This is a genomic window from Nonomuraea fastidiosa (assembly GCF_042751225.1).
Taxonomy (GTDB): domain Bacteria; phylum Actinomycetota; class Actinomycetes; order Streptosporangiales; family Streptosporangiaceae; genus Nonomuraea; species Nonomuraea fastidiosa.
Genome location: NZ_CP170570.1, coordinates 7,360,425 through 7,384,620, shown reverse-complemented (window position 1 = coordinate 7,384,620; position 24,196 = coordinate 7,360,425). Strand labels below are relative to the sequence as shown.

22 protein-coding genes and 1 pseudogene are annotated in these 24,196 nt (G+C 74.3%); 15 read left to right on the top strand and 8 right to left on the bottom strand.

The features are described from left to right. Positions 1-2: 2 nt before the first annotated feature. Entirely contained in the window at positions 3-794 is a 792-nt protein-coding gene (locus tag ACFMQL_RS33830) for an LLM class flavin-dependent oxidoreductase (protein WP_378790235.1), read from the bottom strand. An 82-nt stretch (positions 795-876) separates the two neighbouring features. Next, positions 877-1,089 (bottom strand): annotated as a pseudogene (locus tag ACFMQL_RS33825) (LLM class flavin-dependent oxidoreductase); the annotation flags it as partial. 286 nt (positions 1,090-1,375) lie between these two features. On the opposite strand from ACFMQL_RS33825, the gene ACFMQL_RS33820 reads away from it, so the two are divergent. From ACFMQL_RS33820 to ACFMQL_RS33805, 4 genes are all read left to right on the top strand, one after another. After that, complete coding sequence (locus ACFMQL_RS33820) at positions 1,376-2,275, top strand: LysR family transcriptional regulator (protein ID WP_364051530.1); 900 nt, start codon at positions 1,376-1,378, stop codon at positions 2,273-2,275. Further along, positions 2,275-2,766 (top strand): cupin domain-containing protein, encoded by a 492-nt coding sequence (locus ACFMQL_RS33815; protein ID WP_364051533.1) that lies wholly within the window; start codon positions 2,275-2,277, stop codon positions 2,764-2,766. The genes ACFMQL_RS33820 and ACFMQL_RS33815 overlap by 1 nt, the downstream gene beginning before the upstream one ends. Before the next feature lie 10 nt (positions 2,767-2,776). Then, positions 2,777-4,342 carry a rhodanese-like domain-containing protein gene (locus ACFMQL_RS33810; protein WP_364051536.1) on the top strand — a complete coding sequence of 522 codons (1,566 nt, stop codon included), beginning with the start codon at positions 2,777-2,779 and terminating at the stop codon, positions 4,340-4,342. A 69-nt stretch (positions 4,343-4,411) separates the two neighbouring features. Beyond that, positions 4,412-5,428 carry an LLM class flavin-dependent oxidoreductase gene (locus ACFMQL_RS33805; RefSeq protein WP_378788832.1) on the top strand — a complete coding sequence of 339 codons (1,017 nt, stop codon included), beginning with the start codon at positions 4,412-4,414 and terminating at the stop codon, positions 5,426-5,428. 16 nt (positions 5,429-5,444) lie between these two features. Here ACFMQL_RS33805 and ACFMQL_RS33800 read toward each other — a convergent pair whose 3' ends face one another. Beyond that, the gene (locus ACFMQL_RS33800) at positions 5,445-6,044 is read right to left on the bottom strand and encodes a class I SAM-dependent methyltransferase (RefSeq protein WP_364051542.1); all 600 of its coding nucleotides are present in this window, start codon (positions 6,042-6,044) and stop codon (positions 5,445-5,447) included. A gap of 172 nt (positions 6,045-6,216) precedes the next feature. Here ACFMQL_RS33800 and ACFMQL_RS33795 point away from each other — a divergent pair, with 172 nt between their 5' ends. The 6 genes from ACFMQL_RS33795 to ACFMQL_RS33770 all read left to right on the top strand — a co-directional run bounded on the left by ACFMQL_RS33795 (position 6,217) and on the right by ACFMQL_RS33770 (position 13,888). Further along, entirely contained in the window at positions 6,217-7,386 is a 1,170-nt protein-coding gene (locus ACFMQL_RS33795) for an MFS transporter (RefSeq protein ID WP_364051545.1), read from the top strand. Positions 7,387-7,592: 206 nt separating this feature from the next. Further along, positions 7,593-8,645 carry an iron ABC transporter permease gene (locus ACFMQL_RS33790; RefSeq protein WP_364051548.1) on the top strand — a complete coding sequence of 351 codons (1,053 nt, stop codon included), beginning with the start codon at positions 7,593-7,595 and terminating at the stop codon, positions 8,643-8,645. Continuing rightward, positions 8,642-9,415: an ABC transporter ATP-binding protein gene (locus ACFMQL_RS33785; protein WP_378788829.1), complete on the top strand. Its 774-nt coding sequence runs from the start codon at positions 8,642-8,644 to the stop codon at positions 9,413-9,415. The genes ACFMQL_RS33790 and ACFMQL_RS33785 overlap by 4 nt, the downstream gene beginning before the upstream one ends. Further along, the gene (locus tag ACFMQL_RS33780) at positions 9,412-10,395 is read left to right on the top strand and encodes an ABC transporter substrate-binding protein (protein WP_364051554.1); all 984 of its coding nucleotides are present in this window, start codon (positions 9,412-9,414) and stop codon (positions 10,393-10,395) included. Before ACFMQL_RS33785 ends, ACFMQL_RS33780 begins: the two co-directional genes overlap by 4 nt. Continuing rightward, the gene (locus ACFMQL_RS33775; protein WP_378788827.1) at positions 10,392-12,065 is read left to right on the top strand and encodes an ATP-binding cassette domain-containing protein; all 1,674 of its coding nucleotides are present in this window, start codon (positions 10,392-10,394) and stop codon (positions 12,063-12,065) included. Before ACFMQL_RS33780 ends, ACFMQL_RS33775 begins: the two co-directional genes overlap by 4 nt. Next, positions 12,062-13,888, top strand: coding sequence for an ABC transporter ATP-binding protein (locus ACFMQL_RS33770; RefSeq protein WP_364051560.1), 1,827 nt, complete (start codon positions 12,062-12,064; stop codon positions 13,886-13,888). The genes ACFMQL_RS33775 and ACFMQL_RS33770 overlap by 4 nt, the downstream gene beginning before the upstream one ends. 23 nt (positions 13,889-13,911) lie before the next feature. On the opposite strand, the gene ACFMQL_RS33765 is transcribed toward ACFMQL_RS33770, so the two are convergent. The 3 genes from ACFMQL_RS33765 to ACFMQL_RS33755 are packed head-to-tail and all read right to left on the bottom strand — an operon-like array spanning position 13,912 to position 17,802. Beyond that, positions 13,912-14,505 (bottom strand): isoprenylcysteine carboxylmethyltransferase family protein, encoded by a 594-nt coding sequence (locus ACFMQL_RS33765; RefSeq protein WP_364051563.1) that lies wholly within the window; start codon positions 14,503-14,505, stop codon positions 13,912-13,914. Beyond that, positions 14,502-15,017, bottom strand: a complete 516-nt coding sequence (locus tag ACFMQL_RS33760; protein WP_378788825.1) for a PadR family transcriptional regulator — start codon at positions 15,015-15,017, stop codon at positions 14,502-14,504. Before ACFMQL_RS33760 ends, ACFMQL_RS33765 begins: the two co-directional genes overlap by 4 nt. Before the next feature lie 37 nt (positions 15,018-15,054). Further along, positions 15,055-17,802, bottom strand: coding sequence for an ATP-binding protein (locus tag ACFMQL_RS33755; protein ID WP_378788823.1), 2,748 nt, complete (start codon positions 17,800-17,802; stop codon positions 15,055-15,057). Positions 17,803-17,869: 67 nt separating this feature from the next. On the opposite strand from ACFMQL_RS33755, the gene ACFMQL_RS33750 reads away from it, so the two are divergent. The 4 genes from ACFMQL_RS33750 to ACFMQL_RS33735 all read left to right on the top strand — a co-directional run bounded on the left by ACFMQL_RS33750 (position 17,870) and on the right by ACFMQL_RS33735 (position 21,855). After that, on the top strand, positions 17,870-19,108 hold the full coding sequence (locus ACFMQL_RS33750; RefSeq protein ID WP_364051572.1) for a GNAT family N-acetyltransferase: 1,239 nt from the start codon (positions 17,870-17,872) through the stop codon (positions 19,106-19,108). 25 nt (positions 19,109-19,133) lie between these two features. Continuing rightward, positions 19,134-20,069 (top strand): aminoglycoside phosphotransferase family protein, encoded by a 936-nt coding sequence (locus ACFMQL_RS33745; RefSeq protein WP_364051575.1) that lies wholly within the window; start codon positions 19,134-19,136, stop codon positions 20,067-20,069. Positions 20,070-20,092: 23 nt separating this feature from the next. Continuing rightward, positions 20,093-21,076 (top strand): aldo/keto reductase, encoded by a 984-nt coding sequence (locus tag ACFMQL_RS33740; RefSeq protein ID WP_378788821.1) that lies wholly within the window; start codon positions 20,093-20,095, stop codon positions 21,074-21,076. 128 nt (positions 21,077-21,204) lie between these two features. After that, complete coding sequence (locus tag ACFMQL_RS33735; RefSeq protein WP_378788819.1) at positions 21,205-21,855, top strand: MFS transporter; 651 nt, start codon at positions 21,205-21,207, stop codon at positions 21,853-21,855. A gap of 370 nt (positions 21,856-22,225) precedes the next feature. Here the strand turns inward: ACFMQL_RS33735 and ACFMQL_RS33730 are convergent, their stop codons facing one another. Together ACFMQL_RS33730 and ACFMQL_RS33725 are read right to left on the bottom strand one after the other, a co-directional pair. Next, the gene (locus tag ACFMQL_RS33730; protein ID WP_378788817.1) at positions 22,226-22,762 is read right to left on the bottom strand and encodes a GNAT family N-acetyltransferase; all 537 of its coding nucleotides are present in this window, start codon (positions 22,760-22,762) and stop codon (positions 22,226-22,228) included. Positions 22,763-22,783: 21 nt separating this feature from the next. Further along, on the bottom strand, positions 22,784-23,182 hold the full coding sequence (locus ACFMQL_RS33725) for a helix-turn-helix domain-containing protein (RefSeq protein WP_364051584.1): 399 nt from the start codon (positions 23,180-23,182) through the stop codon (positions 22,784-22,786). A gap of 101 nt (positions 23,183-23,283) precedes the next feature. On the opposite strand from ACFMQL_RS33725, the gene ACFMQL_RS33720 reads away from it, so the two are divergent. Further along, complete coding sequence (locus tag ACFMQL_RS33720) at positions 23,284-24,111, top strand: alpha/beta fold hydrolase (RefSeq protein WP_378788815.1); 828 nt, start codon at positions 23,284-23,286, stop codon at positions 24,109-24,111. Positions 24,112-24,196 lie beyond the last annotated feature (85 nt).

Below are 24,196 nucleotides of genomic sequence, written 5' to 3'. Positions count from 1 at the left end.
GCTCACCCTCGCCCCGCGGGAGCGAGCCGCCGCTCGCGGGCGGCGGCCCCGGCGCGCAGCAGCGGCACCAGCTCCTCGCCCCAGTCGCGCACGTCCTGCAGCGGGTCGAAGCCGCGGATGAGGAACGTGCGGATGCCGAGGTCGTAGTACTTCAGCAGCGCGTCGGCGACCTGCTGCGGGGTGCCGACCAGGGCGGTGGAGTTGCCGCCGCCGTCGGTGAGCTGGGTGACGCCGAACCAGAGCCGCTCGTCGTGGATCAGCTTCTCGTCGGCCTCGTCCTTGAGCCGCTTGGCGCCGACGGCGGTGTTCTCACCGCGGCCGATGCGCCAGCCCGCGGCGCCGCCGTTGCCACCGGCGAGGTTCTCTTCGAACGCGCGGCGGATGGCGGCGGCCTTGTCCCAGGCGGCCTCCTCGGTGTCGGCGACGATCGGGCGTACGGACAGGGAGAAGGCGATGTCGCGGCCGTGCCGGGCGGCTTCGGCGCGGATGAGCTCGATGCGCTCGCGGGTCTGGGCCAGGGGCTCGCCCCACAGGGCGTAGACGTCGGCCCAGCGCCCGCCGACGCGGATGGCGTCGTCGGACTGGCCGCCGAAGAAGATCGGCACCTCGCCGTGCGGTTTGACGGAGCTGAACGCGCCCTCGAAGCGGTAGAACTCGCCCTCGTAGTCGAACGGCTCGCCGGAGGTGAGCGTGCGCCGCAGCACCTCGATGAATTCGGCGGTGCGGCGGTAGCGGGCCTCCTTGCCGTGGAAGTCGCCGTCGCGCCGCTGGTCGGTGTCGCTGCCGCCGGTGATGTGGTGGATCGCGCCGGCCCGCGCCGGTGAGGTTGTCGAGGGTGGCGAGCTTGCGCGCGGTCAGCGTGGGCTGGATGAACCCGGGCCGCTGGGCGATGAGCACGCCGAGGCGTTCGGTGTTGTAGAGCACGTGGGCGGCGGCGGCGAAGCCCTCGGGCGAGCTGGCGCTGTGGGCGATGAGCACGCGGTCGAAGCCGGACTGCTCGTGGGCTCGGGCGAAGTCGGTGAGGTAGCCGGGATCGACGACCGGACCCCGCCATCCGGCGCTTTCCGAGCCGTAGGTGGTCGAGACCATCCCCAAGATCTGGATCGACAAGTGTCTGCCTTTCGACGTTTCGGTGCCGCCGCGCCCTGCGGGCGCGCGAGGGCACGCCGGAGCCGGCGCGTGAGCGGCATGGAGGTGCGGCGCGACGGTGCGGCCGAGGGTGTGGGGCGCCGTCGTCGGCGCCGCCGGGCGACGTCTGGTCCCAGCCTGCGGTGTCGCACGCCCGGCTGTCCAACGACGGTTTCTAATCGCGGTTCATCACGTCACGTGATAATTACCCTTACATCAGGTAGGAATAATGGGTATGCTGGCGTTCATGAACCGTACGCTGGACATCGCTCCGTTGCGCAGCTTCGTCGCCGTCGCCGACGCCGGCGGCTTCCAGCGCGCCGCCGACGCCCTCCACCTGAGCCAGGGGGCGGTGAGCCAGCACGTCCGCCGGCTGGAGTCGGCGATCGGGCGGCCGTTGGTGGAGCGGCGCGGGCGTGGCTCCCGGTTCACCGCCGACGGCGAGAAGCTGCTCAATCTGGCGCGCGGCATCCTCGCGCTGCACGACGAGGGGCTGCGCAGCTTCGGCGAGGAGCCGCGCGGCACGATCGTCATCGGCTCGACCGAGCACGCCGCCGCCCAGCTCCTGCCGCACCTGGCCACCGCGCTCGACGGGGCCGCGCCCCGCTACGGCGTGAAGTTCCGCATCGACCGCGGCACCAAGCTGCGCGAGAGCTTCGCCGCAGGCCGCATCGACCTGGCCCTGCTCATCGGCCCCGCCGACGACCCGCACGCCACCCCGGTCGGCGACCTGGCCTTGACCTGGTACTCCGCGCCCGGCTGGACGCCGCCCCGCCACGGCGAGCCGCTGCCGGTCGTCGCGTTCGACCATCCCTGCGCGCTGCGCGACCGCGCGCTGACCACGCTGGCGCACCACGCGGTGCCCGTCGCGATCGCCGCCGAGGCCAACCAGCTCGCCGGGGTGCAGGCCGCCGTGAGCGCGGGCGCGGGCGTGGCGCTGCTGGCGACGCTCGGGCAGACCCCCGACGGCCTGGTGCCCCGCGACGACCTCCCCCGGCCCAAGCCGCTGCCGCTGGCGCTCTGGACGCGCAGAGGCGTCAAGCCCGCCGTGTCCGAACGCGTCGCGCAGACGCTGCGCCGCCTGCTGACGACCCCGGTCCTGACCGAGGTGCCCCCGCACGACCTCGTCCTCGCCAAAGGAGCCTGATGCCCGACCGTGACCTCGTCCGTACGCCCAGCGGTGTGCTCGTGCCCGCCGGGATCGACCCGTTCCACCGCACCCTGCACCACGTGGCCCCGAGCGGGCTGCTCGGCCAGACCACGCAGACCTCTGGCATGACCCGCCTGGAGGCGATCAGCGGCAAGACGGTCGGCTCGGCCAACCTGTGGATGGGGCAGACGCACGTCGCCGCGTCCACGGCGTCGGGCAACCACCACCACGGGGCCTCCGAGACCGCCATCTACGTCGTCTCCGGCCATCCCGTCTTCGTCTTCCTCGACGTGGAGGGCGACCAGCCGGTGGAGCGCCGCGTCGAGACCGATCCGGGCGACTACATCTTCGTGCCGCCGTACGTGCCGCACCGGGAGGAGAACCCCGACCCGGAGACCGAGGCCGTCGTGGTCATCGCGCGTACGACGCAGGAGGCGATCGTGGTGAACCTCGACGGGCTCGACTGGTCCGAAGTCGAGATCCGCTAGAGCCGCTCCGATGCACGCCGAGCAGGTGCGGGCGCTGCTGCTGCGCCGCAGCGAAGTCGTCATCGCCGACGTACGCGAGGAGGCCGTCCACGCGCGGGGCCACCCGCTGTGGGCGGCCAGCTTCCCGCTCTCCCGCTTAGAGCTGGACGCCTGGCGGCGCATCCCCCGCTGCGACACCCCGATCGTCGTCTACGGCGACGCGGACTCCCCCGCCTCCCGGGCGATCGGCGTGCTGCGGCGGCTCGGCTACACCCGCGTGCACGAGCTGGAGGGCGGGCTCGACGGCTGGATCGCCTCGGGCGGTGAGATCTTCCAGGACGTGAACGTGCCGAGCAAGGCGTTCGGCGAGCTGGTCGAGTCGGTCGCCGGCACTCCATCGCTGCCGCCGCAGCGGGTGCGGGAGCTGATCGACGCGGGCACGCCGCCGGTCATCGTGGACGCGCGCACGTTCGACGAGTACGCCACCACGAGCATCCCGACCGCCACCAGCGTGCCCGGCGCGGAGCTGGTGCTGCGCGTCCGCGAGCTGGCGCCCGACCCCGCCACCCCCATCGTGGTGAACTGCGCGGGCCGCACCCGCAGCATCATCGGCGCGCAGTCCCTCATCAACGCCGGCCTGCCCAACCCGGTCGCGGCGCTGCGCGACGGCACCATCGGCTGGACGCTCGCCGGGCAGCGCCTCGACCACGGCGCCACCAGGACGGCACCGCCCGCCGTGACGCCGGAGCACCACGCCCGAGCCGTGGCGGGGGCCCGCGCCGTCGCCGAGCGGGCCGGGGTCGCCTTCATCGGCGCTCGAGACCTGCCCGGCCTGCGCGAGCCCGGGCGCACCACGTACGTCTTCGACGTCCGCTCCGCCGCCGAGTACGCCTCCGGGCACCTCGACGGGGCCCGCCACGCGCCCGGCGGGCAGCTCGTGCAGGAGACCGACCACTACGCGCCGGTGCGCGGCGCGCGCATCGTGGTCGTGGACGACGACGGGGTCCGCGCCGCGATGACCGGGTCGTGGCTGGCCCAGATGGGCTGGGAGACGTACGCGATCAGCCCGGCCGCGCCCGATGACCTGGTCTGGAAGGGCGAGGAGCCGCCCCTCCATCCCGAGCCGCCCCGGATGGACACCGTGGACGCGGCGACCCTGCGCACCTGGCTGGACAGCCGCTCGGCGGTGGTCATCGACGTCGGGCCCAGCCGTGCGTACGCCGCCGGGCACGTCCCCGGCGCCTGGTACGCCGCCAGGGCGCTGCTGCCCGCCGCGCTCGGCGCGATCGGGGACGCCGAGCGGTACGTGGTCACCTCGCCGACCGGCGTGCTGGCCCGCTTCGCCGCGGCCGACCTGCGCCGCCTCACCTCCGTCCCGGTGTTCGCGCTGGACGGCGGCACCGGGGCGTGGGAGGGCTTGGAGACGGATTCCGTGCGATACGCGGTCGCCCCGAACGACCGGTACCGGCGGCCGTACGAGGGCACGGACAATCCCCGGGAGGCCATGGAGGCGTACCTGGAGTGGGAGTACGGCCTGGTGAAGCAGCTCGAACGCGACGCAACCCACAATTTCCGGGTGTTGCGCGCCATCCCCTGACAAGTTCCTCCTTGTCCCGATATAACCTACCTTTTGGATAGGCAATATCGCGGGAGAGAGGAAGCCGCCGTGCCGCTGCCCACGCGCCCCCTGCGCAAGCTGGGTTTCCTGACCATCGGGCTGTTCGACGGGAACGACCCGCGCCCCGGACACGAGTCGACCCTGCGCATCATCGAGCTGGGCGAGCAGCTCGGCTTCGACAGCGCCTGGGTGCGCCACCGCCACCTGCAGTACGGCATCTCCTCCCCCGTCGCCGTCCTGGCCGCCGCGACCCAGCGCACCACCCGCATCGAACTCGGCACCGCCGTCATCCCCCTCGGCTGGGAGAACCCGCTGCGCCTGGCCGAAGACCTCGCCACCGTGGACATCCTGTCCGGCGGCCGGCTCAACCCCGGCGTCAGCGTCGGCCCGCCCATGCACTACGACCAGATCAAGGACGCCCTCTACCCGGACACCGCCGACGCGGAGGACTTCAGCTACGAGCGGGTGCGCCTGCTGCTGAGCTTCGTACGCGGCGAACCGGCCACCTCCTTCAGCGGCACCGAGGGCTTCGAGGTCTTCTCCGACCGGGTACAGCCCCACTCGCCCGGTCTCGCCTCCCGCATGTGGTACGGCGGCGCCAGCCTGCGCTCGGCCCGCTGGGCCGGCGAGCAGGGCATCAACTTCCTCACCAGCAGCGTCGTCAAGGCCGAGGAGTCGGAGGACTTCGCCCAGATCCAGCTCTCCCACATCCGGGAGTTCCGCGCCCGCCACCCGCACGGTGACAAGGCCCGCGTCTCCCAGGGCCTCGTCGTCATCCCCACCGACTCGGCCACCCAGGAGCAGAAGGCCAAGTACGCCGAGTACGCGGCCAAGCGCCTGCCCCGCACCGCCGCACCGCAGGGTCCCGCCCGCATGCTGTTCTCTCCGGACTTCGTCGGCGAATCCGCCGAGATCGCCGAGCGGCTGTACGCGCACGCGGCGTTCCAGGAGATCGACGAGGTGGCCTTCGCGCTGCCGTTCACCTTCGAGCACGAGGACTACGTACAGATCCTCACCGACATCGCCACGAAACTGGGCCCCGCCCTCGGCTGGCATCCCGCCTGACCCGCCCGTCCTGCTCTCAGCCCGCGCTCGTCTCCCGGGGTTCGGTGTAGACGAGGAGGTAGCGCCAGAAGAGGAGGCGGCGGATCGTGGCGCCGGGAAGGAGGTCCGCGGCGGCGGCCCTGATCTCCGGCAGCGTCATGACGGGGTCGGTCGTCGGCATCACGGCCCGGCCGGTTCGCGGTCTTCCGGCCGTCACCAGGCGGGCCACCGCGTTCGCGGGCACCGCCGCCATGCTGACCAGGAAGTCCGTCAGCGTGCTCTCGCGGTACAGCCCCAGGATCACGAGCCGCCCGCCCGGGGCGAGCGCGCGGCGTAAGCGGGTCACCGTGGCGAACGGCACGTGGTGGATGCTCGCCAGACAGGAGATGAAGTCGTAGTGCCGCTCGGGGAGGTCGGCCGAGGTGATGTCGAGCTGCCGGAAACGCACCGATTCCGGCATGTTCCTCGCCGCATCGAGCATGGGGACCGTGTCGATCGCGTCGACCTCCAGGCCGAGCCCGGCCAGCCGGCGGGCGAACGCGCCGGCGCCGCACCCCACGTCGAGGGCTCTGCTCGCGCCCTCGGGGACTTCCCTGACGAGCAGGTCGTGGTAATGCTCGTTGTGGTCGAAGGCCATGGCCCGGGACATTACCGCCTTCCCGGCCGGACGACTCACCGCCGGAGATCCACGTCCGCGCCCTGTCCGGGCGCAGGCTGAGGTCATGCACGAACGCAGACGCGCGCGCTTCGCCCGAGACCGAGGTCCTGGCGCCGCCACCGGCCGGCGCCGGTTTCACCGGGGGTGGCGGATGGTCGCGGCGCTGGCCGTCACGCAGACCATCGGCTACGGGGTGCTCTATTACGCCTTCTCCGTCTTCCTCGCCCCCATGGCCCGGGACCTGCGCGCGAGCGGTACGCAGGTCGCGGGTGCGCTCACGCTCGCCGTGCTGACCACCGCCCTGTGCGCCCCGGCCGCGGGGAGGTGGCTGGACGCGCGGGGCGGGCGGGGGTTGATGACGGCCGGTTCTGTGCTGGGCACGCTGGCCGTTCTGGGGTGGTCGCAGGCGCACGACCTGCTCCAGCTCTACGCCGCGTTCCTGGGTATCGGCGTGGCCTCGGCCATGGTGCTGTACGAGCCGGCGTTCGCCGTCATCGTCGCCTGGTTCGACGGTCCTGCGCACGGGCGCGGGCGGGCGAACGCGCTGCTCGCGGTGACCATCGTGGCCGGGTTCGCATCGGCGGTGTTCCTGCCGCTGTCGGGTCTGCTCGTCGAGCGCTACGGCTGGCGTCAGGCGCTGGTCGTCCTCGGCATCGGGTACGGCGTGGCCGCGATCCCGCTGCACGCCCTCGTCCTGCGCAGGCCGGCGCACCATGCCGCGAGGGCCGCCGCCAAGGCCCGGGACGATCTGGTGCGGGAGGCCGTGCGGGCGCGGCCGTTCTGGCTGCTGGCGACGGCCTTCACCGCGCACAGCGGTGCGGTGGCCACGATCGCGGTGCTGCTGGTCACCTACCTGGTCCACGTCGGGCATTCCCCCGTTTTCGCCTCCACCGTGGCCGGGCTGCTCGGCGTGCTGTCGGTCACCGGCCGCGTGGTCACCACCGGCCTGCGCCGCCGCTGGCACGCCGCCCCGGTCGCCGCGGGCGTCTTCGCCGTGCAGGGCGCCGGGGCGCTGCTGCTGCCCGTGGTGGCGGCGCACGCGGCGGGGGCGGTCGCGTGCGTGCTGCTGTTCGGGATCGGGTTCGGGGTCGGCACGATCACGCTGCCGCACCTGCTCGCCGAGCGGTACGGCACCGCCGCCTACGCCGGCCTGTCCGGCCGGATCGCGCTGTTCGCGGTCGCCGACAAGGCGCTCGCGCCGCTCGCCGCCGTCGCTCTGGCCCAGGCGGCCGGCTACGGATGGGTCATGGGCGCGGTGGCCGCCGCCTGCGGGATCGCGGCCCTCGCCCTCCTCGCCTACCACCGCCACCGGCTTCCCTGACGCCTGCTCGCCTGCCCCGGCTTCCCTGGCTCCGTCGCCATCGCCTCAGCGCTCCCGTCTCTGGCGGTCCCTCTCATGGTCTCCGTCCCCCCTGATCGCCGTCCCACCTCCGCTGCGTCATGGCGGCTGCGCGACCCCCCGATTTCCCACTCAATACGATAATCATTATCATTCTCGACCATGTCGGACTTTGCATGTGGTGCCGCATGATCGAACCCACCCCCGAAGAACCCCTCCCCAGACCGCGCCCCAGGACCGCCGTCACCCTCGCCGGGCTGGCCGTGCTGCTCGTCGCGGCGGGCATGGCGGCCGTCTCGCTCGGCCCCGTCCCGGTCGCGCCCGGCGACGTCGCCACGATCCTGGCCGCCCACCTCGGGCTGCCGGGCGACGGGGTGACGGCACAGGACGTCCTCGTGGTCGAGCAGCTCCGGCTGCCGAGAGTCCTGGTGGCGGCGCTGGCCGGCGCGGCGCTGGGCGTGGCGGGCGCGGTGATGCAGGCGTTGTTCGGCAACCCGCTGGCCGAGCCGGGCGTGACCGGCGTGTCGTCGGGCGCGGCCGTGGGGGCGGTGCTGGCGATCACCTCGGGCGCGGCTGGCGGCCTCGTGCTCCCGGCCGCCGCGTTCGCCGGGGCGCTGGTCACGGTGGCCGTGGTCTACGCGATCGGGGCGTTCGGCCGGGAGCGGGGCATGGCCACCGTGCTGCTGGCGGGGGTCGCGCTCAATGCGCTGCTCGGCGCGGTCGTGTCCGTTCTGGTGGCCAACGCGCCGGACGAGGAGTCGCTGCGCGGCGTCGTCTTCTGGTTGCAGGGCGATCTGGACGCCCGTACGTGGGAGCACGTCCGGCTCATCGCCGGCCCGGTGCTCGCCGGTGTGGCAGTGACGCCGGCGTTCGCCCGCGACCTCAACGTGATGCTGCTCGGCGACGACGCGGCGCGCACCGGCGGCGTGGACGTGACCCGCACCCGGCACCTCCTGCTGATTCTGGCGTCCCTGCTGGCCGGGGCGGCGGTGTCGGTCAGCGGGGTGATCGGCTTCGTCGGCCTGGTGGCGCCGCACATCGTCAGGCTGGTCGCGGGGCCCGACCACCGGCTGCTGCTCCCGGCGAGCGCGCTGCTGGGGGCGGCGTTCCTGGTGCTGGCGGACACGGCGGCGCGGATGTCGCCGGTGCCGGTGGCGCTGCAGACCGGCGTGGTCACCGCGTTCGCCGGCGCGCCGGTGTTCCTGCTGCTGGTGCTCTGGTCCGCAAGGAGCGCCCGATGATCGCCGTCGACGGCCTGCACGTGGACCTGGACGGGAACGCGGTGCTCCACGATGTCGAGCTGGCCGTGCCGCCGGGGCGGATCGTGGGTCTGGTCGGCCCCAACGGCGCGGGCAAGTCCACGCTGCTGCGGACGATCGCCGGGCTGCACCGCCCCAGCCGAGGACGCGTGCTGCTCGCGGGCCGCCCGGTGCACGCCAGGAAACCCCAAGAGCTGGCCCGCGACGTGGCCTACCTGCCCCAGGACATCGCGCTGCCGTTCCCGTTCACCGCCTACCAGGTGACGCTCATGGGACGGCACCCGCACCTCGGCCGCTTCGCCCGCGAAAGCGCCGCCGACCACCGGACCGCACAGCGCGCCATGGCCGCCACCGGCACCGCGCACCTGGCCGGGCGGAGCGTGGCCACGCTCTCGGGCGGCGAGCGCCAGCTCGTGCTCCTGGCCAAGGCGCTCGCCCAGGACGCCCCCGTGCTGCTGGCCGACGAGCCGGTCTCCGCCCTCGACCTGCGCCACCAGCTCGACGTCCTGCGGCTGCTGCGCGGCTGCGCCGGCGCCGGGCGCACGGTGCTGGTCGTGCTGCACGACCTCAACCTCGCCGCCCGCTACTGCACCGAGCTGGCCCTGCTGTCCGGCGGCCGGGTGATCGCCTGCGGCCCGCCCGCGACCGTGCTCACCCCCGATCACCTGGCCACCGCGTACGGCGTCGGCGCCGTGGTCCGCCCCGACGACGTCACCGGCTCACTCACCGTCACCGCCTTGGAGAACCCGTGAACCCCACCCTGATCCGCCTCGCCGCCGCCGTGCTCGGCCTCGGCCTGCTCACCGCGTGCGCCCCGGCGCCCGCCGCACCCGCGAACCACCCCTCGGACGCCGCCTTCCCGCGCACCGTCCAGGTGCCCGGCGACCCCGTACGGCAGATCACGATCCCCGCCCGGCCGCAGCGCATCGCCGCACTCTCTCCGGACACCGCCGAAGCCGCCATGGAGCTGGCCGGCCCCGACCGGCTCATCGCCGTCCCCGCGTCCAGCGCCGGCGCGTCGCTGTCCAGCCACGCCGAGCAGATGGCGAAGGTCCCCACCAAGCTGCCGCCGGGCAACGATCCCGACCCCGAACAGATCATCTCTCTCGCCCCCGACCTCATCCTCGTCACCACCAGGCACGGCGGCGAGCGTGACGCCCGGGCCGCGCTCGCCAAGGCCGGCATCCCGATGATCGCCATCGGCAACGGCTGGAGCACCCTGGAGGAGGTCAAGCAGAACCTGACGCTGCTCGGCACCGCGCTCGGCGCCGAGTCCACGGCCGCCGAGCTGAACGCCGAGCTCGACCGGCGCGCCCGCGACGTGGCCGCGCGGCTCGGTGAGCCCGCGCGGCGGCCCGGCGTGGCGATCCTGTCCAACCAGGCGGGCAGGCCGTTCATCAACGCCGCCGATGTGCTCGCCTCCGATCTCGTGAAGCGCGCCGGAGGGGACCTGGTGGCCGATAAGATCGGTTTGCGCGCCACCGCGCCGGTCACCGCCGAGCAGCTCATCGCCGCCGCCCCCGACGCCATCCTGCTGATCGACGTCACCGGCAAGGGCCGGGAGTCGTTCGCCGGCGTCCTGGACAACCCGGCCGTGGCGGAGCTGCCCGCCGTGCGCGACGGCCGCGTCAAGCTCCTGCCGGCGCGGATCTCGTACGGCACGGGCGGCGTGCGCGTCGCCGACGGGCTGGAGGAGATCGCCCGCTGGCTGCACCCCGAGGAGATGCGATGAGCCCCGCCAGCCCCGACCTGTCACCATCCCGGCTCGATCTGCCGGTACGACCCCACGTCCTGGCGACCCTTGCCTGCGGCTGGCTGGTCGCGGTCGGCCTGTGCACGTGCTACCTGGGCATCGGCCGGCTCATCGACGACGTCATGGCCGGCGGCGACCGGCTGTGGGCTGCGCTCGCGACGATGGCGGGCGGCATCGTGCTCGCCGCCGCCGGTGCCGTCGGCCAGGGCGTCGCGCGCGGCCGTGGCGAAGGTGTGGCGGAGGTCAGCGTACGGGCGAGGATCCACCGGTTCGTCCTGTCCGGCGGGACGCGGCGGGAGGCCCGCGCGGGCGGCGGCCCGGTGACGGGCTCGCTCGCCTCGCTGGCCACCGAGAGCGCCGCCAAGCTCGCCGCCTGGCGCGGCGGCTTCCTCGGCCCGCTGGTCGCGTCGGTCACCACTCCCCTGGTCGTCGTGGTGGTCGTCGCGCTCGTCATCGACGTGACCTCGGCGCTGGTGCTGCTGGCGGTCGTGGTGGCGGTGCCGCCGGTGGTCGGCGGGTTCCAGCGGTTGTTCCGCGCGTCCTCCGCCGCGTACCAGACGCAGTCGAGGCGCCTCGCCGCGCAGTTCCTGGAGTCCATTCAGGGGCTGCGGCTGCTCACCCTGCTGGGCGCGGCGCAGCGCCGATCCGAACTGCTGGCCGAGGAGAGCGAGCGGCAGCGCCGCGCCACCATGCGGCTGCTGGCGGGCAACCAGCTCGTGCTGCTCATCACGGACGTGGTGTTCTACGGCGGGCTGATCGGCACCGGCACCGCGCTCGCCTTGTCGCGGTACGCGTCGGGCGCGATCTCCGCGGGCACGGCCGTGGCGCTGGTGCTGATCTCGTTGCTGCTGACCGAGCCGATCAGCGTCGTCGGCCAGTTCTTCTACATCGCCATGACGGGCCGGGCCGCGGGACGTCAGATCCTCGCCGCCCTGGCCGGTGAACGCCCTGCGGCCCCGGACCACGGTGACACGGCCGCGCCCGCAGCCCATCCCGATGACGGTGACGAACGGGATGCGGTAGAGCTGGTCGCGGTCACCGCGGGCCACGGCGACGGGCCGGACGTCGTGACGGACGTGACGTTCAGCGTGCGCCGGGGCGAGATGGTGGCGCTCGTGGGCCCGTCGGGCGCGGGCAAGTCCACGCTGCTGTCGGTGATCGCCGGAGAGCTGGCGCCGCGCAGCGGCACCGTACGCCTCCCCGCGGCCGGGGGCGGCGCGCCGGGCCTGGCGCTGGTTCCCCAGCACAGCTGGTTGTTCAGCGGCACCATCGCGAGCAACCTGCGGCTCGCCGACCCCACCGCGAGCGAGGAACGCATGTGGCAGGCCCTGCGGGATGCGCGGCTGGCCGCCGAGGTGGAGGCGATGCCGGGCGGCCTGGAGGCGCGCGTCGGCGAGGAGGGCCTCACGCTGTCGGGCGGGCAGGCGCAGCGGCTGGCGCTGGCCCGCGCGCTGCTCATCGACGCCGCCGTGCTGCTGCTCGACGAGCCGACGAGCCACGTGGACGCGCGTTCCGAGCAGCTCATCATCGACTCGCTGCGCCGCCTGCGCGGCACCCGTACGATCATCGTCGCCACCCACTCACCCGCGCTCAGCGGAGTCGCCGACCGGGTCATCGAGGTCCAGGCCGAGAAGGCGGTGGCACGATGATCGCCCGGCTGGCCGCGTTCGCCCGGCCGTTCGCGATCCCGCTGGCGCTCTCCACGGCGCTGCGCGTGGTGCAACTGGCCTGCGGCATCGCGATCCTCGCGGTCGCCGTGGGCGCGGTCGTCAGGATCGACGAGATCAGCATCGCGGGGACGGCCGTGCTGATCGCGGTGCTCGCCCTCGCCAAGGGCGCCGCGCACTACGGCGAGCAGTACCTCGGGCACTGGGTGGCGTTCACCGTGCTGGCCAGGCTGCGCGTCACGTTCTTCGACGCGCTGACCCGGCTGTCGCGCGGCGTGCTGCACCAGCACCGCTCCGGCGACCTCACCGCGCGCGCCACCGCCGACGTCAACAGCGTCGAGGTCTTCTACGCCCACACGATCGCGCCCGCGATCGCCGCCGCCGTCGTCTCCATCGGCTCGGCCGCCTGCCTGGCCGTGGCCGCCGACCCGGCGCTCGGGGTGATCCTGCTGGCCGGTGCGGCGGTCTCCGGCCTGGTGGTGCCGCTGCTCGGCCGTCGCGCGTCCGAACGTGCGGCCCGGCGGCGGCAGCACACCCGGGGGCAGATCGCCGCGCACGTCACCGACAGCATCGGCGGGTTGCGCGAGCTGACGCTGCTGCGGGCGCTCGGCCAGTGGCAGGACCGGCTCGACGCGCTCGACGCCCGCGCCACCGCCGGCACCCGGACGCTGGCCGTCCGCACCGCCTCACGGAGCGCCGCGAACACCGCCGTGCTGGCGGCGACCGTGTGCGCGATCGCGCTGGCCGGCGCGTACCTGTGGCAGGACGGCAGGATCACCATGCTCGCGTGGTGGGTGTCGGTCGCCGTGGCCCTCGCGCTGGGGCCCGCGCTGACGGCGGTCGAGGCGTTCGCCTCGGAGTTCGGCACCACGCTGGCCGCCGCCAGGAGGCTGTTCGCCATCATCGACGCGCCCGCCGGGTCCGGCCAGGACGAGTCCGCGCCGGGTGCGGGAGCGGGCGCCGGTGCCGCGGCCGTTCCCGGTGCCAGGCCGGGCGGAGCAGAGGCGGCGGCCGGGCTCAATGCGGTGCCCGGCGCGAGGCCGGCCGCCGGGCCGGGCGCCGGGCCGGGCGCGGTCCCGGGTGCGAGGCCGGCCGCCGGAACGAGTACGCGGCCCCGTACGGGCGTCGCCGTGTCCATGCGCGGCGTCCGCTTCGCCTACCCCGGCGCGCCCGCTGGCGTGCCGCCGGTGCTGGACGGCATCGACCTCGACCTGCCGCCAGGGTCGGCCACGGCCGTGCTCGGTCCGACCGGCAGCGGCAAGTCGTCGCTCGGCTACCTGCTGGCCGCCGCGCTCACGCCCACGGAGGGCACGATCACGCTCGACGGCACCGACCTGCGCGACATCCCCGACGACGAGCTGCGCCGCCGGGTGGCGCTGGCCGACCAGCGGCCGTTCGTCTTCTCCGGCACCGTGGCCGACAACCTCCGCCTCGCCCGTCCGGACGCGAGCGAGGCGGACCTGTGGCACGCGCTGGAGGTCGTGGCGTTGGCCGACACCGTACGCGGCCTGCCCGAGCAGCTCGGCACGCCGCTCAGCGAGCGCGGCCGGAACCTGTCGGGCGGGGAGCTGCAGCGCCTGTCCCTCGCTCAGGCGCTGCTGCGCCGCCCCGCCCTGCTGATCTGCGACGAGGTCACCAGCCAGCTCGACGCCGGCACCGAGGCCCGGCTGCTCCGGCGGCTGCGCAGCGAGCTGGCCGGCTGCACCACCGTGTGGATCACGCACCGGCGGGCGACGCTGGACCTCGTGGACCGGGTCGTCGTGCTCGACGGGGGCCGGGTCCGTACGGAGGACCTGCCTGAGTGAGGCTCAGAGATACGCGATGAATTTCAGCCGCGCGGGCCGCCCGCCCTCCTGATGAACGGGATCAGCGCGCCCGTGACGGCCCGGTAGTCCGCGTACTCGGGGAGCCGCCGCTCCAGCATCCGCTCCTCGGCGGCGATACGCCGCCCGTACGTCCAGCCCAGAAGGGCGGCCACGGCCACGAGAGCGACGGCGCTGCCCGAGGTGAGCGCGAACCCCGCCCAGATGAGCAGCGAGCCCGCGTAGCCGGGATGCCGCACCAGCCGGTACGGCCCCGTCCGCACGAGCCGGTGCCCGTCGCCCTCGATGCGGAGGGTTCGGGAGTAGAAGCGGCCCAGCGTCCGCATCGACCATCCGCGCAGCGCCAGACCCGCCCCTTCGATCACCAGGCCGGCGGGGGCCACGGCCAGGGGCAGCGATCCGGCCGGCAGGAGGCGGAGCAGCGGCGGCAGGCAAGCGGCGACGGCGAAGGCCAGGCCGATCATGAGGGAGGTGCCGCGGTCGTCGGGCGAGGCGTCCATGCTCACGGCAGGCCCGTCGTGGCGGGCCAGCGCCTCCAGCAGGAAGAGCCCGGCAAGGCCCGCGTACCCGGCCAGGAACCACCACGTCCCCGTGCTCATGCGCCCTCCCCGGCTCGCGCGCGCAGCTCGCGCAGCCACCCCCGTTCCGACTCACCGCGGCGGATCATCTCGCGGGTGACCAGCGACCCCCACCGGTCGTCGCGCGCCCCCTCGTCCAGGGAGCGCAGGTGCGCCATCCTGGCCTCGACGGCCTTCTCCCTGGCGTCGAGCACGGCCAGCCGCTCCCCAGGCGCCAGCAGGTCGAAGTGGGCTACGCGACACAGGAACTCCGCCTCGTCCCCTGCGCTCTCGGGCGGCAGCTCGGCCAGCAGGTCGTGCAGCAGCTCGCGTCCTGCCTCGGTGATCTCGTACACGTGGCGCGGCGGGCGCTTCTCCTGGGCCTGCGCGGTCTTGACCACCACGCCGGCCTCCTCCATGCGGCGCAGCGCCGGATACAGGGAGTTGTTGTGCAGCACGTAACCGGTGCCGGCCTCCACCTGCTTGCGCAGCTCGTAGCCGTGGGCCGGTCCTTGGGCGAGCTGCCGCAGGATCAACACGTCGATGTACGACACTCGTCCAGTGTGACATAGGTAAAGCTGGACGAACAGGTCAAGGGCCGGTCAGCCCCTCGCGGAAGGCGATGGCGGTCGCCTCCGTACGCGTCGCCGCGCCGAGCTTCGTCAGGATGTGGGAGACGTGCACGCCCGCCGTGCTCGGCGAGATGTGCAGGCGGGCGGCGATCTGCCGGTTGGACAGGCCCTCGGCGATCAGCCTGAGCACGTCGCGCTCGCGCTCGGTCAGCCCCTCCTGCGCCGGCCGGGGCCGCCCGAGCAGGGCGATCTCCCTGGCCAGCGGCGCCGCGCCCAGGTCGTCGGCCAGCCGCGCCGCCTCCCGCAGCCGGGCCGTCGCGCCCTCGCGGTCGCCCGCCGCCAGCGCGACGCGGGCGCCGTGGTACAGGCACAGCGCCAGCTCGTACGGCTGGCGCAGCTCCCGCCATGCCTCGGCCGCCCGGTCATAGCCGTCGTCATCAAGCAGCGCGTGGAGCGTGACCTGCCAGGCCCGGTCGAGCCGCCCGTCCACGCCGAGCCGGGCGTCGGCGGCGGCGAGCTCGGCCTGGCGTTCGGCGACCCGCCGCCGCAGCGCCTCCCCCGTGCCGTGAGCGAGCCTGGCCCGCTGCACCAGCGCCCCCGCCACCAGCACCGGGCGGGCGTCGCTGCTGTAGACGCGGGTGAGGTCGGGGTCGGCGAGGGCCCGTTCCAGCAGCAGGTCGGCGCGCTCGAACGCGCCCTGGGCGGCGGCGAGCAGGCAGAGGAGCTGATGGCGGCCGTACGGGCTGCCGGGGCCCGCGTGCTCGACGGCGGACGCGGCTTCGGCCGCCGCGGCGAGGTCGCCGCGCAGCAGCGCCAGCCGTCCGGAGAGGATGAGCAGGGCCTGCCGCGACAGCGGCGGCGGATCCTCCTGGAGGCCGTCGCGCAGCAGCTCGGCCGCCTCATCCCACTGTCCCGCCAGGATCAGGCCGCGCCCTGCGTAGCGGGCGAGCTCCGCGCCCCGGCTGCGGCCGAGGCCGTAGCGGCGGGCGTGGCGCATGCCCTCGCGGGCGGCGGCGATGGCGCGCCGGTGGTCGCCGGCCCTGGTGTGCAGCAGCGCCTCGTACATCGGGACCGTCATGAGCAGGTCGTGGCCGTCGAGCCGGGCGGCCAGCGTACGCGCCTCCTCCAGCATGCCGAGGTCGCGCCGCATCAGGCCCACGCCGAGCAGGCCCCGCACCGTGACCAAGGGGTCGCCGGTGAGGCGGCCGATCCGCAGCGCCTCCTCGAACGGCTCGCGCGCCCTGTCCACCTCCGGCAGCAGCCCCATGGCCAGCACGCCGAGCAGCCGGCCCCGCTGCAGGCCGTCTCCGGCGGGCAGCAGCTCCAGGGCGTGCTCCCAGTCGGTGACGCCGGTCATGCTCAGCCGGTGCCGTAGCCTGCCCCGGTGCTCCAGCAGCAGGGCGGCGCGCTCCGGCTCGCGCCGCTCGTCCACCTCGGCCAGCCCCTCGGCGGCGAGGTCCACGCCCCGTGCGTAGTCGCCGCTGAGCATGCACGCCTCGGCGGCCTCGGTCAGCACGCCGATCCTGTCCACGCCGAGGTCCACGTCCGGGTCCCACAAGTCGAGCACCTGGCCGAGGAGGCGGGCCTGCTCCTCGTACGCGTACGTGCGGCGCGCCTGCCCCGCCGCCCGGTACGCCGCGGTCAGCGCCAGCCTGCGGTCCCCGGCGGCACTGGCGTGGGCGGCCAGCTCGGCATAGGCGCCGGAGCCGCGCAGGGCCTCGGCGTAGCGGGCGTGCAGGCGGGCCCGCTCGCCCGGCAGCAGGTCCTCGTACACCACGTGCCGGATCAGCGCGTGGCGGAAGTCGTAGCCGTCGCCCGATGTGACGAGCAGGCTGGCGTCGATCAGCTCGCGCAGCAGCGCGTCCAGCTCGGCGCCGTCCTGCCCGGCCACCTGCGCGAGCAGCCGGTGCCCGACCCTGCCGCCCGCCACGGAGGCGATGCGCAGCAGCTCGCGAGCCGGTCCCGGCAGCGCGCGCGGGCCGGACAGCAGCAGGCTGCGCAGGCTGTCGGGGGTGCGTTCGCCGGCGCGGGCCAGGGCCTCGACGAACAGCGGGTTGCCGTCGCTGCGCTCGTGGACCCGGCGTACGGCGGCGGCGTCCGGCTCGGTGCCGAGGATCGCGGCGAGCTGGCGGGCCACGCCCTGCCGGTCGAGGCGGTGCAGGCGGAGCAGGGTGGTGCGCGGGCGGCGGGACAGCTCCGACAGCAGCGGCCCGAGCCGCCCGTCGCCGATCTCGGGGGGCCGGTAGGTGATCGTGAGCAGCACGCCGGGCTGGGCGAGGTTCCTGGCGAGGAAGCCGAGGAGTTCGCGGGTGGCGGCATCCGCCCAGTGCAGGTCCTCGACGGCGATGACCAGCGGGCGGTGCGCGGCGACCCGTTCGATCAGCGTCAGCGCCTCCTCGAAGAGCCGGTGCTTGCCACCCTCGGCGTCGCCCGCGTCGCCCAGCTCGGGGAACCAGCGGGCGAGCTGGCGGTAGGGGCCGGGCAGCGCGCCCTCGACGCGGATCAGCCTGCGCAGCACGGTGACGAACGGCGCGTACGGCAGGCTGTCGCTGCCCAGCTCCGTGCACGCGCCCTCGACCACCATCGCCCGATCGCCCAGGGATCCGGCGAACTCGGCGAGCAGCCGCGACTTGCCGATGCCGGCCTCGCCGGCCACCAGCGCCACCGCCGGCCCCTGCTCGATGGCCGTGCCGAGGGCCGCGGCCAGCTCGGACAGCTCTTCCGTCCGGCCGACGAACACCGGACTGACCACGCGCTCCGCCATCATCGCGCCAGCATATAAATACCGAAAAAACCTGATGCGCTATGGATCTTTATCCGGCCACGCTCGAAGCATGACAACCACCTATCCGCTGCGCACCATCGGAGCGGACGAGATCGACGCCTGGGCGCGCATGGTCACCACCACCTACGGCCAGGACTGGCGGCGCGAGGGCGGGCTGCGCAACGCCGCCCGCTCCCTCGACCCGGCACGCACGCTGGCCGCCTGCGACGGCCCCGACATCGTCGGCGGGGCGTCCATCTACGGCCGCGTGATGACGGTGCCCGGCTGGACGGCGCCGGTGTCCGTGCCGGTAGCGGGCATCACGCTCGTCGCGGTCCTGCCCACCCACCGCCGGCGCGGGATCCTCACCGCGATGATGCGCAGGCAGCTCACCGACCTGTACGAGTCGGGCGGCGAGCCGTTCGCCGCGCTCAACGCCGCCCAGGCCACGATCTACGGCCGCTTCGGCTACGGCCTGGCCAGCCAGGTGGCCCTGATCAGGGGCGACAAGAGGTTCATGGGCCTGCGGCCCGGCACCGACGTCGGCGACGGCACGATCCGCCTGCTCGGCCGCCACGAGGCCAGGCCGCTGCTGGAGAAGGTCTACGACACCGCGCGCAGGAGCGGGGTCGGGTGGGTGGACCGCACCGACCGGTTCTGGGAGGCGCGCCTGGCCGAGGACGAGCGGGCCCGCGACGGCGGCACGGCGCTGCGCTTCGCCGTGCACACCGAGCGGGGCGGCGAGGTCACCGGCTACGCCCTCTACCGCTCCAAGCCGCCTCTTGTGCGGGTGATCGAGGTCGCGGCCACCACCAGGCAGGCGTACGCCGCCTTGTGGCGCTTCCTCATCGACCTCGACGCGCACAGCGAGCTGGCCTACGACGGGGCCGTGGACGAGCCGCTGATCCACCTGATGTCCGATCCGCGCGCGGCGCACGCCACCGTGATGGACAACCTGTGGGTGCGGCTCGCGGACGTGCCGCGGGCGCTGGCGGCACGCGGGTACGCGGCGCCGCTGGACGTGGTGCTGGAGGTGCAGGACGCCTTCTGCCCGTGGAACGCGGGCCGCTACCGCCTGACGGCCGGCGGCGAGTCGGTGTCCTGCGAGCGTACGCGGGCCCATCCCGACCTGCGGCTGACCGCCGCCGAGCTGGGCGCGGCCTACCTGGGCGGCACCACCTTGTCGTCGCTGGCAGCGGCGGGCCGCGTGGAGGAGCTGCGTCCCGGCGCGCTCGCCGCCGCCTCGCTCGCCTTCCGCGGCGAGCGCGCCCCCTTCCACCCCTCCGGCTGGGCGTTCCCGGCCTTCTGACCTGCGCTGATAAAAACGGAGTTTCATGCAGAACGCATCCGCCGTCTCCGCGCCTCGAGACGGGCGCGCGGGCATCACCGCCGACCTGGTAGGCCGGCTGATCGCCGCCCAGTTCCCTCAGTGGGCGGGCCTGCCGGTCGTCCCGGTGCCCGTGGACGGCCATGACAACCGTACGTACCGGCTGGGCGAGGACATGACGGTACGCCTGCCGACCGCCGCCGGTTACGCGCCCGCCGTGCGGAAGGAGAGCGTCTGGCTGCCGCGCCTGGCGCCGCACCTGCCGGTGGCCGTGCCGCCGATCCTGGCCACCGGCGAGCCCGGCGAGGGCTACGCGCATCCGTGGTCGGTGCGCGGCTGGCTGGAGGGCGAGACCGCGCACCCGTCGCGCATCGGCGACATGTCGGCGTTCGCCGTGCAGCTGGCCGAGTTCCTGCTGGCGCTGCAGCGCTGCGACTCCACGGGCGGTCCTGCGGCGGGCGAGCACAGCTTCTACCGGGGCGCCTCGCTGCGCCACTACGACGAGGAGACCCGCCGCTGCCTGGCCGCGCTGGAGGGCCGCGTCGATACGGATCTGGCCGCCGAGGTGTGGCGGGCGGCGCTGGCGGCGACCTGGACCGGGCGGCCCGTGTGGTTCCACGGCGACGTCGCCGCCGGGAACCTGCTGGTCGCCGGCGGCAGGCTGACGGCCGTGATCGACTTCGGCACCTCCGGGGTCGGCGACCCGGCCTGCGACCTGGTGATCGCCTGGACGATGTTCGAGGGCGCGTCCAGGGAGGCCTTCCGGGCGGCCGTGGGCGGCGACCCCGGCATGTGGGCGCGGGCGCGCGGGTGGGCGCTGTGGAAGGCCCTGCTGCTGCTGGCCTCGGCCATCGACTCCGACACTGACTCCGACCGGGTCAAGGCCGCCGAGCAGCGCCGCGTCATCACGCACGTCCTGTCCGACCATCTCGCGACCGCATGACGAGGGAGACACAGCCTATGCGCATGAATCGGCTCGGCCGCAGTATGGTCGGCGTCACCGAGCTGGGCTTCGGCGGCGGCCCGCTGGGCGGCCTGTTCGAACCGCTGGACGACGCCACCGCCGCCGGGGCGCTGCAAGCGGCCTGGGAGGCGGGCATCCGCTACTACGACACCTCACCCCACTACGGCATCGGGCACTCCGAGCGCCGCATCGGCGAGCTGCTGCGAGACAAGCCGCGGGCGGAGTTCACGCTCTCGACGAAGGTCGGGCGGCTGCTGGTGCCGCAGGATCCGCAAGGCCGGATGGACGAGGAGTTCGCCGTGCCGGCCACGCACCGGCGCGTCTGGGACTTCTCCCGCGACGGCGTCCTGCGCAGCGTCGAGGACTCGCTGGCCCGCATGGGCGTCGACCGGATCGACGTGCTGTTCCTCCACGACGCCGAGCAGCACTTCGAGGCCGCGCTGCGCGACGCCTACCCGGCGCTGGCCGAGCTGCGCGCGCAGGGCGTCGTCGGCGCGATCGGCGCGGGCATGTACGACTCCGCCAAGCTCACCCGCCTGGTCCGCGAGACCGACGCCGACGTGGTCATGCTGTCCGGCCGCTACACGCTGCTCAACCACAGCGCGCTCGACGACCTCATGCCCGCCTGCGCCGAGCGCGGCGTGTCGGTGCTGGCCGCGTCCGTCTTCAACTCCGGCCTGCTGGCCACGGAACGGCCCCGGGAAGGAGCCCGCTACGACTACGCGCCCGCCACCCCGTACGTGCTGGAGCGGGTGCACCACATCGCGGACGTCTGCGCGGCCCACGGTGTGACGCTCCCCCAGGCGGCGATGGCCTTCCCGCTGCTGCACCCGGCCGTCGCGGGGGTCGTGGCCGGCATGCGCTCGGCCGAGGAGGTGCGGCGCAACGTCGCCGCGTTCTCGGCCCCCGTACCCGCGGCTTTGTGGTCCGATCTGCGCGAGGCGGGCCTGCTGGACGAACGCGCCCCTACCGGGCAGGCAGGATGAGGTATCTTCTCCCGGTCCCGCCCCGACCCGGCCGGCGCCCGTCCCGGCCAGGCCGCCCCCCGCCCGCGAGGAAGCCGCCCCATGACCGCCATCGTCCCGCTGCGCAAGAACGTCCGCTTCCAGCTGCTGTGGGCCGGCAGCGCGGTCTCCGAGCTGGGCTCGGAGCTCACCAGGCTCGCGACGCCGCTGCTGGTGCCGGCGCTCACCGGCTCGCCGGGGCTGGCGGGCGTCGTCGCGGGGCCCGCACCGCCGCCAACCTCGCGCTGCAGATCCCGGCCGGGGTCTGGGTCGATCGGTGGGATCGCCGCCGTACGCTCATCACCGCCCAGGGCCTGCAGGCCGTGGTCTCCGCGGTGCTGGCGGCGCTGGTGGTCACCGGCCAGGTGCGGGTCTGGCAGTTCATCGTGCTGGCGGTGCTGGACGGGTTGTGCGTGGCGTTCATCTCGCCCCTCACGACCACGGCGATCCGCGGCATCGTCCCGCCCGGGCAGCTGCACAGCGCGTACGCGCAGGAGGAGTCCCGCACCCACGCGGCCGGGCTCGTCGGGCCGCCGCCCGGCGGGCTGCTGTACGGCCTGGGGCGGGCGGTGCCGTTCGTGGTGGACGCGATCACGTACGTGGCCGCCACGCTCTTCTACGCCCTGGCGAAGGTGCCGCGCCGCCCCGCCGCTGAAGGCGCATCGGACGACAGCCGCGCGGAAGGAGACGGTGCGGCGCGCCGCTGTCGGGGCGCATCGGCAGGCTGCCGCCGCCCGGCAAGATCACGCTGGCCGTGGTGACGGTCTTCGGCACCGCGCTGGCGGCCACGGCGCTGCCCTTCGGGATGTGGTGGCCGATGCCGCCGCTGGTGTTCATCACGCTCTCCACGCCCTCGCTGAACGTGGTGGTGAGCGTGGTGATCGCCCGCATGGTGCCGGAGGCGACGCTCGGCCGGGTGGGCGCGGTGCTGAGCGTGAGCGGGTTCGCGCTCAAGCCGCTCGGGCCCGTGCTCGGCGGTGCGCTCGCCGCGGCGCTGGGCGGCGCGGCGACGCTCGTCGCGCTCGGCGGGCTGCTCCTGGTGACGCCGCCGTCGCCGCGCTCAGCCCGGAGCTGCGCCGCTTCACCGGCGACCCCTCCCCCACCTCGCCTGAGCTGCTGGAGAGTCAGGGCTCAGACGGCGGGCCTGGCCGGGGGACGCTGTCCGAGCCACTGCTCGGCGCCCCAGGCGTGGAACCGTTCCACCTCGGCGAACCCGAGCCTGGCCGCGAGGCGCATGGACGCGGCGTTGGCGGTCTGGGTGGTGAGCACCACCGGCTCGCTGGGCAGGACGCGGCCGAGCCAGCCGAGCGCCGCCGCGCACGCCTCGGTGGCGTACCCGTGGCCCCAGGCCCGGGGCAGGAACAGGTAGCCGAGCTCGGCCTTGCCGACGGCGGCCGGGCGGCCGTGCTCGCCGGCGCGTTTGAACTCCACCAGCCCGATCATCTGCCCGCCGAGATCGACGGCGAAGGTGCCCGGCCGCCCCGGCACCTCCGGCAGCTCGCGTTCGAGCCGATCGCGGTCGCCGGGGCCGCCCAGGTAGGCGTGCACCTCCGGCGAGGACAGCAGCTCGACGAACGCCGCGCGATCGCGGGCCTCCGGTGCCCTGAGCAGGAGGCGCTCGGTCCTGACGGGATCGGGCGGCCAGGCGACGGAGTCGATCTCAACCATGGCGGGCAACCTACCGCACGCTCAGGTGGGGCCGATCTCGTCGGCGAGCCGGTTGTTGTGCTCGATCTGCGCCATGTGGGTCTCGGCCCACTGGCGGAGCGCGGCGAGCGGGCCTTCGAGCGACAGGCCGAGATCGGTGAGCCGGTAGTGGACGGCGGGCGGCACGGTCGGCTCGACGCGGCGCTCGGCCAGCCCGTCGCGCACCAGGCTCTGCAGGGTGACCGAGAGCATCTTCTGCGAGATGCCGGGAATGCGGCGCCGCAGCTCCGCGAACCGCAGCTCGTCCGGCGCCGCCTCGGCCAGCACTTTGACCGCCATCGAGGTCCACTTGGCGCCGACGCGGTCGAGCAGCTGCCGGGTCGGGCAGAGCGGGTCGAACAGGTCTCCCCGCCGGCCGCCCGCGCTCTCGGACCTGGTCACCTGGAGCTCACCACCTGAGAGAGAAGTGCCGTCTTGGGGAAACCAGCCTAGTTCCCTACTGTGACCTGGTCACCCTTTCTCACCACGCCTGGAGTGCTCCCATGCCCGAGCTGCGCCGCGTCCGCGTCAACGGCGTCGAGCTGAACGTCGCCATCGCCGGCTCCGGCCCCGCCGTCCTGCTGCTGCACGGCTTCCCGCACACGTGGCAGGTGTGGACGGACGTCATGGCCGACCTGTCGGCCCGCCACCAGGTGATCGCGCCGGACCTGCGCGGGTTCGGCGCGAGCAGCAGGCCCGCCACCGGGTACGATGCCGCCACCCTGGCCGATGACGCCGCCGCGCTGCTCACCGCGCTCGGCGTGTCCTCGGCCGCGGTGGCCGGCATCGACGCGGGCACCCCGCCCGCCTTCCTGCTCGCCGCCCGCCGTCCCGACCTCGTGCGGCGCCTGGTCGTCATGGAGTCGCTGCTCGGCCGGCTGCCCGGCGCCGAGGACTTCCTGGCCGGCGGGCCGCCGTGGTGGTTCGGCTTCCACACGGTGCCCGGCCTGGCCGAGACCGTGCTGGAGGGCAACGAGGCCGCGTACGTCGACTGGTTCCTGGACGCCGGCACCCTCGGCGACGGGGTCACGCCCGCCATCAGGGACGCCTTCGTCCGCGCGTACACCGGTCGCGAGGCCCTGGCCTGCACCTTCTCCTACTACCGGGCGCTGCCGCAGAGCGCGGCGCAGATCGAGCAGGCGGTGACCGCCCGGCTGACGGTGCCGACGCTGGCGATCGGCGCCAAACCCGTCGGCGCCGCCCTGGAGCGGCAGCTGCGCCCGTACGCCGGCGACCTGACCGGGCACGTCATCGAGGACTGCGGCCACATCATCCCGCTGCACAGGCCGCGCGCCCTGCTCGCGCTGCTGCGCCCGTTCATCGCGGAGTGACCACGCGCTCCTTGGCCACGAGCTCGCGTACGGCGGGCGCCGTCTCCTCCCCGAACCGCCTGATCCGCGCCGGATCCATGGTGAG

What these genes read in the sequence shown, in the direction of transcription:
- ACFMQL_RS33820 (WP_364051530.1), top strand. Translation starts at nt 1,376, where the DNA reads ATGAACCGTACGCTGGACATCGCTCCGTTGCGCAGCTTCGTCGCCGTC.
- ACFMQL_RS33815 (WP_364051533.1), top strand. Translation starts at nt 2,275, where the DNA reads ATGCCCGACCGTGACCTCGTCCGTACGCCCAGCGGTGTGCTCGTGCCC.
- ACFMQL_RS33810 (WP_364051536.1), top strand. Translation starts at nt 2,777, where the DNA reads ATGCACGCCGAGCAGGTGCGGGCGCTGCTGCTGCGCCGCAGCGAAGTC.
- ACFMQL_RS33800 (WP_364051542.1), bottom strand. Translation starts at nt 6,044, where the DNA reads ATGGCCTTCGACCACAACGAGCATTACCACGACCTGCTCGTCAGGGAA.
- ACFMQL_RS33795 (WP_364051545.1), top strand. Translation starts at nt 6,217, where the DNA reads ATGGTCGCGGCGCTGGCCGTCACGCAGACCATCGGCTACGGGGTGCTC.
- ACFMQL_RS33790 (WP_364051548.1), top strand. Translation starts at nt 7,593, where the DNA reads ATGATCGAACCCACCCCCGAAGAACCCCTCCCCAGACCGCGCCCCAGG.
- ACFMQL_RS33785 (WP_378788829.1), top strand. Translation starts at nt 8,642, where the DNA reads ATGATCGCCGTCGACGGCCTGCACGTGGACCTGGACGGGAACGCGGTG.
- ACFMQL_RS33775 (WP_378788827.1), top strand. Translation starts at nt 10,392, where the DNA reads ATGAGCCCCGCCAGCCCCGACCTGTCACCATCCCGGCTCGATCTGCCG.
- ACFMQL_RS33770 (WP_364051560.1), top strand. Translation starts at nt 12,062, where the DNA reads ATGATCGCCCGGCTGGCCGCGTTCGCCCGGCCGTTCGCGATCCCGCTG.
- ACFMQL_RS33765 (WP_364051563.1), bottom strand. Translation starts at nt 14,505, where the DNA reads ATGAGCACGGGGACGTGGTGGTTCCTGGCCGGGTACGCGGGCCTTGCC.
- ACFMQL_RS33755 (WP_378788823.1), bottom strand. Translation starts at nt 17,802, where the DNA reads ATGATGGCGGAGCGCGTGGTCAGTCCGGTGTTCGTCGGCCGGACGGAA.
- ACFMQL_RS33750 (WP_364051572.1), top strand. Translation starts at nt 17,870, where the DNA reads ATGACAACCACCTATCCGCTGCGCACCATCGGAGCGGACGAGATCGAC.
- ACFMQL_RS33745 (WP_364051575.1), top strand. Translation starts at nt 19,134, where the DNA reads ATGCAGAACGCATCCGCCGTCTCCGCGCCTCGAGACGGGCGCGCGGGC.
- ACFMQL_RS33740 (WP_378788821.1), top strand. Translation starts at nt 20,093, where the DNA reads ATGAATCGGCTCGGCCGCAGTATGGTCGGCGTCACCGAGCTGGGCTTC.
- ACFMQL_RS33730 (WP_378788817.1), bottom strand. Translation starts at nt 22,762, where the DNA reads ATGGTTGAGATCGACTCCGTCGCCTGGCCGCCCGATCCCGTCAGGACC.
- ACFMQL_RS33720 (WP_378788815.1), top strand. Translation starts at nt 23,284, where the DNA reads ATGCCCGAGCTGCGCCGCGTCCGCGTCAACGGCGTCGAGCTGAACGTC.